Source organism: Vreelandella janggokensis (assembly GCF_031451615.1).
In the GTDB taxonomy this organism is placed as follows: Bacteria; Pseudomonadota; Gammaproteobacteria; order Pseudomonadales; family Halomonadaceae; genus Vreelandella; species Vreelandella janggokensis.
Genome location: NZ_JARWAJ010000002.1, coordinates 300,700 through 316,198, shown reverse-complemented (window position 1 = coordinate 316,198; position 15,499 = coordinate 300,700). Strand labels below are relative to the sequence as shown.

The following is a 15,499-nucleotide window of genomic DNA, read 5'->3' as shown; positions in this document are numbered from 1 at the left end:
ACCGGCGGGGGCTCAAGAGTGTGCTTACTGAGCTTCAGGCGGAATGATGTCTTCCGGAATGTCCAGACCCAACTCCTGGTAATACCGCAGCGCCCCGGCATGCAGCGGGAAGGTGGCGGTATCCACCACGGTCTGTGGCTCAACGCTTGCCGCTGGCTTGAAAGAAGCAGCCACTTCGTCGTGGTTTTCCCAGTACGCCTTGGTCAGTTCATACACCGTATCGGCGTCAAGCTCGGTGCTTGCCGCCACGCCCATGTAGATCCCCAGCGACTGGGCTTCGCTCATCCCGGTATAGGTATCCGCCGGTACAATGGCAGGCGACAGGAAGGGCAACTCTTCAATCACGGTCTTTACCTGTTCGTCCGTCAGCGACAGCAACTGTAGCGGGCGTGAGGAATGCACCTCGGTAAACAGCGGGATCGGCGGCACACCGTTGTAGCTAAAGCCCACCAGGCGACCATCGGTAACGCCTTCCGCCGCATCGTTCACCCGCATGCGCTGGAAGTCCGGCTCGATATTCAGGATGCCAAACACCTGCTCGGTAATGTACTCACCGCCCCCGCCAATGCTGCTGGGGTTGAAGCGTTCACCGTTCAGGTCTTCAAAGGTTTCGATATCGCTATCCTGGCGAACCGCCCAGTGCATGGTGGACGGCGCAATCCAGTAAACGAGCCGCACATCCGGATTGGGCGTGTCCTCGAAACGGCCGACGCCGTTATAGAGCTCATACCCCACCAGGGCTTCGGTGAACGCCAGGTCAAGCTCGCCGTTATTCAGTCGAATGGCGTTTTCGCGGGTGCCGCCCGTTTCACGTACGGTAATTTCGTAATCTGAATTGGCGCTTATCACGCGCGCGCCTTCCGAGATACCAAAGAACCAGCCGGTACCGGTGGGCACGGCGCCCATGTTAAGCGCGGTCTGTGCCTGAACAGTGCCGGTCGTAAGCGCACCAGCGACCAGCAGGGAAGCAGGCAGTAGGTGGCGTAGTTTTATTGCAGTCATTGTTATTTCCTCTCAGCGTCGGGAAGCATGTTGTGCTGTTGTTTGCTGTGGGAGGCCAAGGTCGCGCCCCTCCCGAAAACTCACCAAGCAGGGGAACATCGCTTGATGGTTGCTAGAGTGATAGCGCTAAAGGTGGGTAGCTGTATATTGGTGATTGATGAACCTGCCTTCTCCAAACGCGAAAGCTGGACGAGGAAAGTGCACAACAGCTGACTTGGAGAGCCCGCCAATCAACGCACCGCCGCGGCATTCACCAAATGGTCGACCAACACCCGGGCGGCCATGGAGAGCTTGTCCAAATCTTTCACATAGATACTCAGCCGACGCCGTGCCCAGCTGTCCCGGATCGCCAGCACCTTGACGTTGAGGCCATCGACGTACTGACGAATGGCACCGCGGGGCAACACGCCGATCCCCAGGCCTTCCTGGACCATCAGGCATAGCGCGTCGTAGCTGGTCACCTGAATACGGATACGCAGTGTCTTATTGACCATGCTGGCGGCGCGCATAATCTCCAGATTGATGGCACTCGCGGTATGCAGTCCCACATGGGGATAGTCCAGGCACTCGCGAAAATCGATCTGCTCCCGCTCGGCAAGCGGATGCTGCTTGGGGACCACCAGCACAAGGTCATCAACGTGGTAGGGAAACTCGATGAGGTCGTAGCCATGCAGCAGTTGGGCGCAAACCCCGATATCCGCGTTGTTGTTCATGACCTCGCGGGTAATGATGGGGCTTACTTTCTCTTCCAACTGCACGCCAATATCCGGGTGCTGCTCGAAAAAAACGCGCATTTCGTTGGGCAGGTATTGCGTGATCGCTGACATATTGGCGAACACCCGCACCATGCCGCGTTGACCACTGGAATAGTCGCGCATCTGCAGATCGAGGTCTTCCAGATTATGCAGTACGCCACGGGATAGATTCAGCAGAGCACTCCCGGCGGGCGTCAGCACGATGCCTCGATTGTTGCGCTTGAGCAGTGGCGTGTTGAAGTAGGCTTCCAGCTCGCTAAGCCGCTTGCTGACGGCCGAAGTCGCCATGAACGACGCATCGGCCGCGCCGCTGATGGTGCCCGTTTCAGCCACGCGCACGAACAGTCTGAGTGAGGTCGGGTCGAGTTTCATAGCAGCTGTCGCGCCAGGTCGATGATGTCCTCGGCGACGAAATCGAAGCGGGGATCAATGGATAAATCAGGTGTGGCGTCGGGTCCGTGCTCCAGGGGACGCTTGATAAAGGCGGTGCGCATGCCCTGCCGATAGGCGGCCTGGAGGTCATCCTGATGCGCCGCCACCATCATCACCTGCGATGGTTTGAGGTCGAGCAGTCGCATTGCCATCTGATACACCTCCGGGTCACGCTTGTAGTGCCCGGCGAGCTCCGATGACAGCACGCAGTCCCAGGGCAGGCCAGCATGGCGCGCCATGTTCACCAGCAGTGAGACATTGCCGTTGGATAGCGTGGCCAACACATAGCGCTGTTTTAGCTTTGAAAGCCCCTCAGCGCTGTCAGGCCAGGGCGTCAAGCGGTGCCAGACCCGGTTCAAATGGTCTTTTTCGGTTTCATCCAGACAGTCGGCCAGGCCATGGTCATCGAGCAACCGGTCCAGCGTCATCCGATGCAACTCGTCCAGCCGAGTCCATGGCAGTTCACCCTGGCGCACGCGATCCATCGCCGGTGCATAGCCTCCGCGCCACTCGTCAGCAAAGCGTGCCCAGTCGATGTTGAGGCCCTTGGCGTCACCCAACTGCTGGCCTTCCCGAATGACACTACTGCGCCAGTCCACCACCGTGCCAAAGACATCAAAGGTGAGGGCTCTCACCTCGCTTGCAATGCTCTCGGTCATGCCCTTCTCCTGGGTTGTGATGTTCATGCACGTTATCGCTTTGCCGATGCGTTTAACATGGTAGTTTTTAAAGCTACAGAGGCTGTTCGGGGGTATGAGGCGCTAACAGGTGATCGACCAGGTGGCGGGCCACCAGCGGCAGAGTAGCGTAATGACGCATTCCCACCACCAGCTCGCGCTTGGCCCACTCGTCGGCCAAGGGGATCATGCATAACTTTAAATCTTTCAAATCGCGATACAGCGTCTGCTGGGGCAATACACCAACGCCCATGCCGTAATGAATCATGCGGCAAATCGCATCAAAGCTGCGTACCTGAATTCGCATGCGCAGGGTTCTTCCCGCCTGGCTGGCCTGCTCATGCAGGAGCGATTGTAGCGACGTGTCCTGTTGCAAGCCTACAAAGTCGTATTCAGCGGCCTGATGCAAATGCAGCTGCTGATGAACAGCCAGAGGATGATCCTGTGGCGTCACCAGGACCAGCTGATCGCGCCGGTAGGGCTTTACCTCCAGCTCATCCGCCGCCACATGGCTGGCAAAAATGCCGATATCGGCCACGCCATCGCGCACGGCGGTAATCGCTTCACTGCTGGTACGTTCCTGCAGGTCGATCTTGATCTGCGGGTAGGTCAGGGCAAAGGCGCTTAAATCCTGGGGAAGAAAGGCGATGATCGCCGAGGTGTTGGAATGGATGCGCACATGACCGCGCACCCCTTCGCCGTATTCGCTCAGCTCGGCCTGCATTCGCGCCACGTCTTCGAGAATGCGTCGGGCATGGTGTAAAAACGCCCGGCCTGCCGGGGTAAGTTCAACTCCCCGGGGGCGGCGATACAAGAGTTCGGTGCCCACCAGCGCCTCCAGGTCGCTGACGCGCTTGCTGACCGCTGCCACGGCAAGGTGTTCACGCTCAGCGGCGGCGGTGAGCCGCCCCTCATCGGCAATGGCAACAAACAGTTTCAAGGTGACAAAATCAAATCGCAGCATCGCGCTGACCGCCCTGCTATTGGGGTAAAAGAACGTACCTCGCCATCTTAGGCTTCGTCCATGACGAACACCTAGTTCCTGATTGCTTAATTGTTCTCACACGCCAGCTCGCCGATGCTAGGTGGAAAACAAACTGACAAAAACGGCATCAACAGGGTTATCAGGAGCTCTTATTATGACCACGCGCCAGCTTCCCCTCGATGGACTGAAAGTCGTAGAGCTTGGCCAACTGATTGCAGGCCCGTTTGCCACCAAACTTCTCGGCGAATTTGGCGCTGACGTGATCAAGATCGAGCCCCCCGGCACCGGCGACCCTCTTCGTAAATGGCGGATTCTCGAAGAAGGCACCTCGCTCTGGTGGCATGTGCAAAGTCGTACCAAGCGCTCGGTAACGCTCGACCTGCGTACTGAAGAAGGCCAGGAAATGGTGCGCCGCCTGGCGGCAGAGGCGGATGTCATCGTTGAAAACTTTCGCCCCGGCACGCTAGAGGGCTGGGGGCTTGGCTATGAAGCACTGGCCGCGCATAACCCCGGGTTGATCATGGTGCGCGTTTCCGGCTTCGGCCAGACCGGCCCTTACCGTAACAAGCCAGGGTTCGGGGTCATCGGTGAGGCGATGGGCGGGCTGCGTTACCTGACCGGCCAGCCGGATGAACCCTCGGTAAGGGTCGGCGTCAGCATCGGTGATTCGCTATCCGCGCTATACGCCGTGATAGGCACGTTACTTGCTCTTCAGGAACGACAGCGCAGCGGCCTGGGGCAGGAAATTGACGTCGCGCTCTACGAGTCCGTCTTTGCCATGATGGAAAGCCTGCTGCCCGAATACGATGCGACCGGTCATGTCCGCGAACCCAGTGGTAGCGCACTGCCGGGCATCACGCCCTCGAATGCATACCGTACGCAGCAGGGTGACTATGTGCTTATCGCAGGCAACGGCGACAGCATTTTCAAGCGCCTGATGCAGGTCATTGGCCGCGACGACCTCGCGCAGAACCCTGCCATGGCGCATAACGATGGCCGTTCCCAGCATGCCCAGGCAATCGATGCCGCTATCGAGGCCTGGACCCAGACCCGGGAGCGCGACGAGATACTGCGCCTCCTGGAGGAGGCGCGCGTGCCGGCAGGCTACCCCTACACCGCTGCGGATATTGCCAACGACCCGCACTACCTGGCCCGCGAAATGATTCAGACCGTGACGCGTGCCGACGGTCGTTCGCTCAAGGTGCCGGGCGTCCTGCCCAAATTGAGCGCCACGCCCGGCAGGCTTGGGCAAGGTGGCCCGCCGCTGGGTGCCCATACCGATGAAGTGCTTGACGAGTTGGGCATCGATACCGAAACCCGTGAAAAACTGCGCCATGCAGGCATTATCTAACCTTGAGAGGGCAGGATGGAGACGCTACAAATCAACGAAGTCGCTCCTCGGGATGGCTTTCAGAGCGAATCGCGTTTTATACCCACCGACCAGAAGGTGGCGTTGATTGATGCCCTGACCGCCACCGGCATTGCGCGCATCGAGGCCACCTCCTTCGTGTCGCCCAAGGCGATTCCCAACCTGCGTGATGCCGCCGAGGTCGTCAGCGCCATTCAACGTCGTCAAGGCGTCGACATAACCGTGCTGGTACCTAACCTGAAAGGTGCTGAGCGTGCACTTGCCTGCGGTGTCGACGAGATCAACCTGGTGATGTCGGCAAGCGATGCCCACGGTCGGGCCAACCTGCGCATGACGCCCGAAGTGTCACTCCAGCAGTTTGCCAACATCATTAATACCGTCAGGGGCAGCGGCGTGTTTATCAACGCCTCGCTGTCGACGGCCTTTGGTTGCCCGTTTGAAGGCAATGTGCCTGAAGCGCGGGTACTCGACCTCATCGAACAACAGCTGGCGCTGGGCGTAGAGGGTGTCACGCTCTGCGATACCACCGGTGTTGCCAATCCGGCTCAGGTGAGCGCGCTGTGTGCTCAGGTACTGAAACGCTTCCCTGGCGTACCGTTTACGCTACATTTTCATAATACCCGGGGCATGGGCCTTGCCAACGCGCTGGCCGCCTGGCAGGTCGGCATTGCCCGCTTCGATGCCTCGCTGGGAGGGCTGGGCGGCTGTCCCTTTGCCCCCGGCGCAACGGGCAATGTGTGCACGGAAGACCTGGTACACATGTTTGAGCAGATGGGAGTGAACACGGGTGTCAATCTGCCCGCGCTGCTTGAGGCCTATGCCACTCTCCCCGATTTGATCGGCCACGACACCCCAGGACAGGTAGGCAAAGCAGGCAGCGCCGATCGTCGCTATCCCCTGCCTGCCCAGGTGTAACGCAACTCCACCGACGGTGAATAACAATGACTCAGTCCGTGACATCCGCCCAACCTTTGAACCTTTCCCAGCAGTTAATCCAGCGCCATCTCGTCAGCGGCGAGATGATCCCGGGTAGCGAAATCGCTCTGGAGATCAACCAGGCGTTGCTTCAGGACGTGCTGGGCACACTGGTCATGCTGGAACTCGAAGCCATGGGCCTGGACCGTGTCCATACCCAGCCCAGCGTGCAGTATATCGACCACGGTCTGGTACAAGCGGACAACCTGAATGCAGAAACCTACCTGTTTCTGAAAAGTGCCTGCGAGCGTTTCGGCGTGTGGTACTCAGGCCCTGGCAATGGCATCAGCCACCCGGTGCATATGGAAAACTTCGGCGTCCCCGGTCAGTCGATCGTCGGCTGCGACAGCCACACCACGGCGGCAGGGGCGCTGGGGATGCTGGCCATTGGCGCAGGCGGTATTGAAGTCGCCATGGCCATGGCGGGCGAACCACTGTATATCACCATGCCCAAGATCTGGGGCATTAAGCTGGAAGGCCAGTTGCCCGACTGGGTGTCCGCCAAGGACATCGTTCTCGAGCTGTTACGTCGGCACGGCGTTGCCGGTGGCAAAAACACGATGATCGAATATTACGGCCCCGGGCTTGCCCACCTTTCCGCCATGGACCGCCATGTATTGGCGAACATGGGCACTGAAATGGGCGCGACGGCCACGGTCTTCCCCAGCGACGAAGAAACCCGTCGCTTTCTGGCGGCTCGCGGACGGGAGAGTGACTGGCAGCCACTGGCCGCGGAACCCGGCTGTCGCTACGAACTCAACGATCATCTTGACCTCGCGACCTTGGAACCCATGATCGCACTGCCTTCCAGCCCGGATAATGTCGTCACCGTTCGCGAAGCGGCAGGCCAGCCACTCCATCAGGCCTATATCGGCTCTTCAGGTAATCCGGGATATCGTGATTTTGCGGTCGTGGCGGAAATCGTCCGCGACCGACAGGTGGCCGACGGTGTCTCGCTGGACATCAACCCGTCTTCTCGTCAGGTACTCACCACGCTGATTCAACAGGGTTATCTGGCTGATCTTGTTGCCAGTGGCGCGCGACTCCATCAAGCAGGTTGTAACGGCTGTATCGGCATGGGCCAAGCCCCTGCCGTGGGGCTCAACAGCCTGCGTACGGTACCGCGTAATTTTCCGGGGCGCTCGGGCACACGAGAAGACAGCGTTTTTCTATGCAGCCCGGAAACGGCGGCTGCCTCGGCGCTGGCCGGGGTCATTACCGACCCACGAACGCTTTCCATGGCGTATCCGCGCATTACCGAGCCAGACAAGATAGTCATTAACCGTGCGCTGTTTAACGCGCCGCTGCCTGTTGAAGAAGCCCGCCTCAAGCCCCTGCAAAAAACGGACAACACACCGGCATTACCGGCGTTGAGCCCCCTCCCCGATACGCTGGAAGTACCCGTATTACTGGTCGTCGGCGACAACATTTCAACCGATGACATCATGCCTGCCGGTCAGCGGGTGCTGCCTTACTGGAGCAGCATCTATGCGTCGGCCCCTTTCACGTTTGAAGCCGTCGATGATACCTACGCGACCCGTGCTGACACCACCCGCACCCAGGGCGGTCATGTGATTGTCGGCGGTGTTAACTACGGCCAAGGGTCAAGTCGCGAGAATGCCGCGCTGGTGCCCCGCTACCTGGGCTTGCAGGTGGTGATCGCCAAGAGTTTTGCCCGCATTCATTGGCAGAACCTGATTTGTTTTGGCGCCTTACCGCTCACCTTTTGCCACCCCGAAGATAGCGAGCGCTTGGGTCAGGGAGACATGATTGTGATCAGGGATCTTTACAACCAACTTGCCAAAGGCGATTACTTGATCGCCGAGGTCCCCGGCAAGGGGACAATGACCTTGCACCACGGGCTGACGGAGCGCCAGAAAACGTTGATTGCGCAAGGCGGCGTCATAAATCATTTGCGTGAGCGTAATGCTCAACAAGCGACGTCGACCAGCGGCTAACCAACGCCCGGCAGATAACCATCGAAAAGGGTTTGTCCAGTGACAGGCCCATGATCAACCAGTAAACCCTTATAAAAAGCTGCCGATCTCGATCACGCCGCCACACTGGCTGGGGCTATAGCCTGGCAGACACTGCACCGCTTCCTGGAAGGAAGCGCTGCGCAACACCTGCAAAAAGTCGGTAAATTGCGACTCTTTCAGGGAACGATGATGGCACGCCAGCAAGTAGTCTTCAGTGGCCAACGGCACAAAATCTAGCCCGAACCGCTGCGCGGCGGCCTCGACACCAAAGCCAACATCCGCCATGCCCGCCGCCACATAGGCCGCTACCGCCGAGTGGGTGTACTCCTCAACCCCGTAACCATTGACGTTGGCGGCTGAAATACCCGCCTCGGCCAGCAGGCCATCCAACAGCTCACGGGTTCCCGACGACGCCTGCCGGTTGATAAAGGTCACCGGCCTGTCGGCCAGTGCGGCAACGCCATCAATGCCCAACGGGTTACCCGGCGCCACCATTAGTCCCTGCTGGCGGGCGATAAATCCTATCAGCCGATGATAGCGGGGTTTGAGCAGGCGGCGGTATTTACGCCGAGCCTTTTCCCCCACAGCCCCCCTGGGCAGGTGGCAGCCCGCCAGATCACAGCGGTCTTGGTTCAGGGCTGCAAGCGCTTCCATCGAGCTGCAGTACTGCAGATAAAGCTGCAGCTCACCCAGATGCTGCGGCAGCAGCTCTATCGCAAACCCGTGGCTGGCGTGTAGGCGCAGGACGGGGTGCACGCCTTCCTGGTGCTGCTGAATGGCAAGGTTCAGCTCGGAGCTCAGGCTATCAAGCTGCGGGCTTAACCGAGCGGTGGCGCGCTGCTCGGCCCATAGCAGCTTCTCACCCAGCGGCGATAACCGCGCCCCTCGCCCCCGCGCCATTTCTACCAAGGTGACACCAAAAAAATCCCCGCCCTGGCGCAGTAGATTCCACGCGTGACGATAGGAGATCCCCGCTTCCTCGGCGGCATGGGTCAACTTGCCGTGGCGATGAACCGCCCCCAGCAGGCGCAAAAGGTGGGGATCGAGCCGGTGCCCCTCTTCATCGCTAAAGCACCAGGTCGGCGTTACCTTGATCCGTTTCATAGGCACACTATTTCATATTTTTCAGTCGATAACTTGATGCTAGCTTTGTCTTAAACGTGATGCACGTCTTTTTAAATATGAAAAGCTGTGCATATTTAAAGCATAATAAGCAGTTGTGAGGTGGGCATCATGAACCATTCCCAGGCGTGGGCGCCGCAGGCAATTCAGGCCGAGGTCGACGCCCTGAAGCACAAGCCCGGCGCCCTACTGCCGATCCTCCACGCCCTTCAGGATCGCATCGGCTTTATTCCCGAGGCAGCGGTGCCCATCATCGCCGATGCCCTCCATCAGACACGTGCCGAAGTGCACGGCGTCATCAGCTTCTACCACCACTTTCGCACCACGCCGCCGGGGCGCCACGTCGTGCAGATCTGCCGCGCAGAGGCATGTCAGTCGGTTGGGGCGCGCCAGCTCGAAGCCCACGCCAAGGCGCGTTTGGGGGTCGACTACCACCAGACCACGGCGGATCGCGAAATCACCCTCGAAGCCGTTTACTGCCTGGGCAACTGCGCCTGCGGCCCGTCGATCCGCGTGGACGACAGCATACGCGGCCGCGTCACGCCGGACGCCTTCGATGAATTGATAGATGAGCTACAAACCCGGCCGCTGGAGGTGATGGGATGAGCATTCGCGTTTTTGTCCCCCGAGATACCACCGCGCTTTCACTGGGGGCCGATACGGTCGCCAGCCGACTGGAGAAGGAGGCCGCCGCACGCGGCCAACCCATCACGCTGGTGCGCAATGGCTCCCGCGGTCTTGCCTGGCTTGAGCCGCTGGTGGAAGTTGAAACCCCCATTGGGCGCTTCGCCTACGGCCCCGTAACGCCGGGGGATGTAGCGGCGCTGCTCGACAACGGCTTGCTCGAAGGTAGCGTCAGCCATCCCCTGGCACTGGGCCCCACGGAAGAAATTGACTACCTCGCCCGCCAGCAGCGCTTGACCTTCGCGCGCATTGGCATCACCGACCCGCTGTCGATTGACGACTATCGCGCCCACAGTGGTTTTAGCGGCCTGAACGCAGCCCTGCAACGCGAGCCTCAGGACATCGTCGAGGAAGTCAAAGCCTCCGGCCTGCGCGGGCGCGGCGGGGCGGCCTTCCCCACCGGCATCAAGTGGCAGACCGTGCTTGATACGCCCGCCGATCAGAAGTACATCGTCTGCAATGCCGATGAGGGCGACTCCGGCACCTTTGCCGACCGGCTGGCGATGGAGTGCGACCCTTACATGCTGATCGAGGGCATGACCATCGCCGGGCTCGCGGTGGGCGCGACGCAAGGCTATATCTACCTGCGCTCCGAGTATCCGCTGGCGAAAGAGATCCTCGACGAGGCCATTCGCCGCGCCGAGAGCGCCGGGTATCTCGGCGGCGACCTCCTTGGCAGTGGCCACGCCTTCCACCTGGAAGTGCGTCTGGGCGCCGGTGCCTATATCTGTGGCGAAGAGACCTCGCTACTGGAAAGCCTCGAAGGCAAGCGCGGCCTGGTGCGTTTCAAGCCGCCGCTGCCCGCCATCGAGGGGCTGTTCGGCCGCCCTACGGTGGTCAACAACGTACTCTCACTGGCCGCAGTGCCGTTCATTCTGGCCGAAGGTGCCGAGGCCTACGCCAATCACGGTATGGGCCGCTCGCGGGGCACGCTGGCGCTTCAACTGGCGGGCAACGTCAAGCGTGGCGGTCTGGTAGAGCTCGCCTTTGGCACTACGCTGCGCACGCTGATGGAAGACTTCGGCGGCGGCACAGCCAGCGGCCGCCCGCTACGTGCCGTGCAGGTGGGCGGGCCACTATGCGCCTACCTGCCCGAAAGCCAATGGGACATGCCGCTGGATTACGAAACCTTCGCCGAGGTGGGCGCAGGCGTGGGGCACGGCGGCGTGGTGATGTTCGATGACAGCGTCGATATGGCCGAGCAGGCGCGCTTTTCGATGGAGTTCTGCAAGGTGGAATCCTGCGGTAAGTGCACACCGTGTCGTATCGGCTCGACCCGGGGGGTGGAGGTGATCGACCGCATTCGCGCCAACGACAATCGCGACGCCAACCTCACTCTACTCCACGACCTTTGCGAAACGATGGTCGACGGTTCGCTCTGCGCCATGGGCGGCATGACCCCCTTCCCGGTGCAGAGCGCCCTGAAACACTTCCCCGGCGACTTCCAGCGGGCGGCGAACGGAGACAGATCATGATCGAACATTTTGACCCCAAGCAGCATGCCAAACAGATCGAGCACGGCAAAGACCTCGGTACCCCCTTCCCTACCCAGGCCGTCGGCGCTGCCTCGGTGAGCCTTGCTATCGACGGCGTGACGATCAGCGTGCCGGAAGGCACGTCGGTGCTGCGTGCGGCGGCGCTGGCGGATATCAACATTCCCAAACTGTGCGCCACCGACAGCCTGGAGCCCTTCGGTTCCTGTCGGCTGTGCGCGGTGCAGGTGGAGGGGCGCCGGGGCTTTCCCGCCTCCTGCACCACGCCGGTGGTGGAGGGCATGAAGGTAACCACCCAGAACGAGCGGCTCGCCAAGCTGCGCCGCAACGTAATGGAGCTGTACATCTCCGACCACCCGCTGGACTGTTTGACCTGCCCGGCCAACGGCGACTGCGAGCTGCAGGACATGGCGGGTAGCGTCGGCCTACGTGAAGTGCGCTACGGCTTTACGGGCGAGAATCATCTGGAGGCGGTCAAGGACGAGTCCAACCCCTACTTCACCTTCGATCCCAGCAAGTGCATCCTCTGTTCGCGCTGCGTGCGCGCCTGCGACGAAGTCCAGGGCACCTTCGCGCTAACCATCGATGGCCGCGGGTTCGAATCCAAAGTATCAGCAGGCCAGAACGACGCCTTCATGGACTCGGACTGCGTCTCCTGCGGGGCCTGCGTGCAGGCCTGCCCCACGGCCACGCTGATGGAGAAGAGCGTGATCGACCACGGCGTGCCGGACCATAGCGTGGTGACGACCTGCGCCTACTGCGGCGTGGGCTGCTCGTTTGAAGCCCAGATGAAGGGCGACCAACTGGTGCGCATGGTGCCCTACAAGGGCGGCGACGCCAACCACGGCCACTCCTGCGTGAAGGGGCGCTTTGCCTTCGGCTACACCACCCACCCGGATCGCCTGACCACGCCGATGATCCGCGACAGCATCGACCAGCCCTGGCGGGAAGTCAGCTGGGAAGAGGCGATCGGCTTTGCCGCCAGCCGCCTGAAAGCCATTCAGGCCGAGCACGGCCGCGAAAGCATCGGCGGGATTACCTCCTCGCGCTGTACCAACGAAGAAACCTATCTGGTGCAGAAGCTGATCCGCGCGGCGTTTGGCAACAACAACACCGACACCTGCGCGCGGGTCTGCCACTCGCCCACCGGCTACGGCTTGAAGACCACGCTGGGCGAGTCGGCGGGCACCCAGACCTTCGACTCGGTGATGAAGTCGGACGCGATCATCGTGATCGGCGCCAACCCCACCGACGCCCACCCGGTGTTCGGCTCGATGATGCGCAAGCGCCTGCGCCAGGGGGCGAAGCTGATCGTCGCCGACCCGCGCCGCATCGACCTTTTAAAGACCCCGCACATGAGCGAGGCCCAGCACCTGCCGCTGCGCCCGGGCACCAACGTGGCGCTGGTCAACGCCCTAGGCCACGTGGTGGTCACCGAAGGGCTGGAAGACTCGGCCTTCGTGTCCAAGCGCTGCGACACCGATGCGTATAACCGCTGGCGTGCGTTTATTGCCGAGCCGCGCCACTCCCCGGAGGCCAGCGAAGCGGTTACCGGCGTACCCGCCGAGGCGGTGCGCCAGGCCGCGCGCACCTACGCCACGGCGGGCAACGGCGCCATCTACTACGGGCTGGGCGTCACCGAACACAGCCAGGGCTCCACCATGGTGATGGGCATTGCCAACCTGGCCCTGGCCACCGGCAACATTGGCCGCGAGGGCGTGGGCGTGAACCCGCTGCGCGGCCAGAACAATGTCCAGGGTTCCTGTGACATGGGCTCCTTCCCCCACGAGCTACCGGGCTACCAGCACGTGGCCGACCCCACCGCCCGGGGCCGCTTTGAGTCGGTGTGGGGCGTGACGCTCGACGACGAGCCGGGGCTGCGCATTCCCAACATGTTCGACGCCGCCATCGAAGGCACCTTCAAGGCGCTCTACGTACAGGGCGAAGATATCGCCCAGTCCGATCCCAACACCCAGCACGTCGAGGCGGCGCTCACGTCGCTGGACTGCCTGATCGTGCAGGATATTTTCCTCAACGAAACGGCCAAGTTCGCCCACGTGCTGCTGCCGGGTTCCAGCTTCCTGGAGAAGAACGGCACCTTCACCAACGCCGAGCGACGCATCAACCGAGTACGCAAGGTGACGGCCCCGGTGGCCGGCAAGGAAGATTGGGAAGTCACCCAGGATCTGGCCAATGCGCTGGGCTACCCGATGCACTACACCCATCCGTCCGAAATCATGGACGAAATCGCCCAGTTGACGCCAAGCTTCGCGGGCGTCAGCTACGCCAAGCTCGAAGAGCACGGCAGCCTGCAGTGGCCCTGCAACGCCGAGTACCCGCTGGGCATGCCGACCATGCACGAGGTTGAGTTCCCCATCGGCCTGGGGCGCTTTGCGATTACCGAGTACGTGGCTACCGAGGAGCGGGCCAACCGCCGCTTCCCGCTGCTGCTGACGACCGGGCGGATCCTTAGCCAGTACAACGTGGGGGCCCAGACCCGACGCACCGACAACCAGCGCTGGCACGATGAGGACGTGCTGGAACTGCACCCGTCTGACGCCGAGCTGCGCGGCGTGCGCGACGGCGACTGGCTGGGCATCACCAGCCGCTCAGGCCAGACAGTCCTGCGCGCGCGACTCAGCGAGCGTATGCAACCCGGCGTGGTGTATACCACCTTCCACCACCCCGGCAGCGGCGCCAACGTCATCACCACGGACAACTCGGACTGGGCCACCAACTGCCCGGAATACAAGGTCACGGCGGTGCAGGTGGAAAAAGTCAGCCAACCGTCGGCCTGGCAGCAGCGCTTTAGTGCCTTTGACCTGGCCCAGCGTGATTACTTGGCCAAGGCTCAGCAGGAGGCGCCATGAGTGCCCACCACACTCGCGACGCGGTAGCGCGCCAGCCGGTGGAGGTGCACCGCGGCGCTAACGGCTGGTACGCCGATGCCCAGGGGGATCTTCTGGCCTTGGAAAGGCCGGTGGCACTGGTCTACAACGGCATATCCCACGCAGTGATGATGGCCAGCCCGACGGATCTAGAAGAGTTTGCCCTGGGCTTTAGTCTTTCCGAGGGTATCCTGGCCGATGTCACCGAGTGCTATGACCTCGATATCCATGAAGCGCCCCAAGGTTTCACCGTTCACCTCACCATTGCCAGCCAGCGGATGGCCGAACTCAAACAGCGCCGGCGCAGCCTGACAGGGCGCACCGGCTGCGGCCTTTGCGGCACCGAAGCCCTGGAGCAGGCCATCCGCCCGATTCCCCATGTGGTGGCGCCGCCTGTGAGCGATGGCGCCATTCAGCGCGCCCTGCAGGAACTGGCCGCCCACCAGCCACTGCAGGGGGCCACTGGCGCCAGCCACGGTGCCGCCTGGTGCGATGCCCAGGGGCGCATCCAACGGCTGCGCGAGGATGTGGGTCGCCATAACGCGCTGGACAAACTGATTGGTGCCCTTGCCCGCGAGGCCCTTCCCCTCGACGAAGGGTTCGCGCTGGTCACCAGTCGCGCCAGCTACGAGATGGTGCACAAATGTGCCAGTGCCGGTATTGGTGCCCTGTTGGCGGTCTCGGCGGCCACGGCGCTCGCGGTGGAGCAGGCCCAGGCCGCGGGCCTGCTACTGGCTGGCTTTGCGCGGCCCGGCCGCCACCTGATTTACCATCGCCCCACGTCGGCGGCGATGGCCCACGGCTGAGGAGAAACGCAATGTCGTCGCAACAAGATACGCAGCTGATTCACATGACTAACCAGATTGCCGCCAACCTGGGCGGCGGTCGCGATGAAGAAACGGCTGCCGCGGCCACCTGCCGCCACCTGGAAACCTTCTGGGCGCGCTCCATGAAGCATCGCCTGGTGGCCACACTGGAACGCGAGGATACTGCGCTTTCACCGCCGGCTATGCGCGCCGTCACCTTGCTGGCGGAAAGATTGGCCAAGCGCCATAACGGATAATCACCACTGACGTAAACGCAATGGGGCTTGCCAGATGGCAAGCCCCGTTTTTATCCCCATCTTTCATCAGTGCTG

13 protein-coding genes are annotated in these 15,499 nt (G+C 61.6%); 8 read left to right on the top strand and 5 right to left on the bottom strand.

Features of this window, described 5'->3' with window-relative positions; all coding sequences use genetic code 11:
• Positions 1-24: 24 nt before the first annotated feature.
• The 4 genes from QC816_RS08225 to QC816_RS08210 all read right to left on the bottom strand — a co-directional run bounded on the left by QC816_RS08225 (position 25) and on the right by QC816_RS08210 (position 3,830).
• Positions 25-1,002 carry a TAXI family TRAP transporter solute-binding subunit gene (locus QC816_RS08225; protein WP_309781574.1) on the bottom strand — a complete coding sequence of 326 codons (978 nt, stop codon included), beginning with the start codon at positions 1,000-1,002 and terminating at the stop codon, positions 25-27.
• Between the two features lie 230 nt (positions 1,003-1,232).
• Entirely contained in the window at positions 1,233-2,129 is an 897-nt protein-coding gene (locus QC816_RS08220; RefSeq protein ID WP_085919396.1) for a LysR family transcriptional regulator, read from the bottom strand.
• Positions 2,126-2,848 (bottom strand): haloacid dehalogenase type II, encoded by a 723-nt coding sequence (locus QC816_RS08215; protein ID WP_309781573.1) that lies wholly within the window; start codon positions 2,846-2,848, stop codon positions 2,126-2,128. The genes QC816_RS08220 and QC816_RS08215 overlap by 4 nt, the downstream gene beginning before the upstream one ends.
• A gap of 73 nt (positions 2,849-2,921) precedes the next feature.
• A complete protein-coding gene (locus QC816_RS08210) occupies positions 2,922-3,830 on the bottom strand; it encodes a LysR family transcriptional regulator (RefSeq protein WP_085919398.1) in 909 nt (302 codons plus the stop codon).
• Positions 3,831-4,005: 175 nt separating this feature from the next.
• Here QC816_RS08210 and QC816_RS08205 point away from each other — a divergent pair, with 175 nt between their 5' ends.
• From QC816_RS08205 to QC816_RS08195, 3 genes are read left to right on the top strand one after another with little or no spacing between them, the layout of a single operon-like run.
• On the top strand, positions 4,006-5,202 hold the full coding sequence (locus QC816_RS08205) for a CaiB/BaiF CoA transferase family protein (protein WP_085919399.1): 1,197 nt from the start codon (positions 4,006-4,008) through the stop codon (positions 5,200-5,202).
• A gap of 15 nt (positions 5,203-5,217) precedes the next feature.
• Positions 5,218-6,135, top strand: a complete 918-nt coding sequence (locus QC816_RS08200) for a hydroxymethylglutaryl-CoA lyase (protein ID WP_309781572.1) — start codon at positions 5,218-5,220, stop codon at positions 6,133-6,135.
• A 26-nt stretch (positions 6,136-6,161) separates the two neighbouring features.
• Complete coding sequence (locus QC816_RS08195) at positions 6,162-8,153, top strand: aconitate hydratase (protein ID WP_309781571.1); 1,992 nt, start codon at positions 6,162-6,164, stop codon at positions 8,151-8,153.
• 69 nt (positions 8,154-8,222) lie between these two features.
• On the opposite strand, the gene QC816_RS08190 is transcribed toward QC816_RS08195, so the two are convergent.
• Positions 8,223-9,278: a substrate-binding domain-containing protein gene (locus QC816_RS08190; protein ID WP_309781570.1), complete on the bottom strand. Its 1,056-nt coding sequence runs from the start codon at positions 9,276-9,278 to the stop codon at positions 8,223-8,225.
• 129 nt (positions 9,279-9,407) lie between these two features.
• On the opposite strand from QC816_RS08190, the gene QC816_RS08185 reads away from it, so the two are divergent.
• From QC816_RS08185 to QC816_RS08165, 5 genes are read left to right on the top strand one after another with little or no spacing between them, the layout of a single operon-like run.
• Entirely contained in the window at positions 9,408-9,902 is a 495-nt protein-coding gene (locus tag QC816_RS08185; protein WP_085919403.1) for a formate dehydrogenase subunit gamma, read from the top strand.
• Positions 9,899-11,455 carry a formate dehydrogenase beta subunit gene (locus QC816_RS08180; RefSeq protein ID WP_309781569.1) on the top strand — a complete coding sequence of 519 codons (1,557 nt, stop codon included), beginning with the start codon at positions 9,899-9,901 and terminating at the stop codon, positions 11,453-11,455. The genes QC816_RS08185 and QC816_RS08180 overlap by 4 nt, the downstream gene beginning before the upstream one ends.
• Positions 11,452-14,343 (top strand): formate dehydrogenase subunit alpha, encoded by a 2,892-nt coding sequence (fdhF, locus tag QC816_RS08175; protein ID WP_309781568.1) that lies wholly within the window; start codon positions 11,452-11,454, stop codon positions 14,341-14,343. Before QC816_RS08180 ends, fdhF begins: the two co-directional genes overlap by 4 nt.
• On the top strand, positions 14,340-15,167 hold the full coding sequence (fdhD, locus tag QC816_RS08170) for a formate dehydrogenase accessory sulfurtransferase FdhD (RefSeq protein WP_309781567.1): 828 nt from the start codon (positions 14,340-14,342) through the stop codon (positions 15,165-15,167). The genes fdhF and fdhD overlap by 4 nt, the downstream gene beginning before the upstream one ends.
• Before the next feature lie 11 nt (positions 15,168-15,178).
• A complete protein-coding gene (locus QC816_RS08165; protein ID WP_309781566.1) occupies positions 15,179-15,424 on the top strand; it encodes a formate dehydrogenase subunit delta in 246 nt (81 codons plus the stop codon).
• The last annotated feature ends 75 nt before the right edge of the window (positions 15,425-15,499 follow it).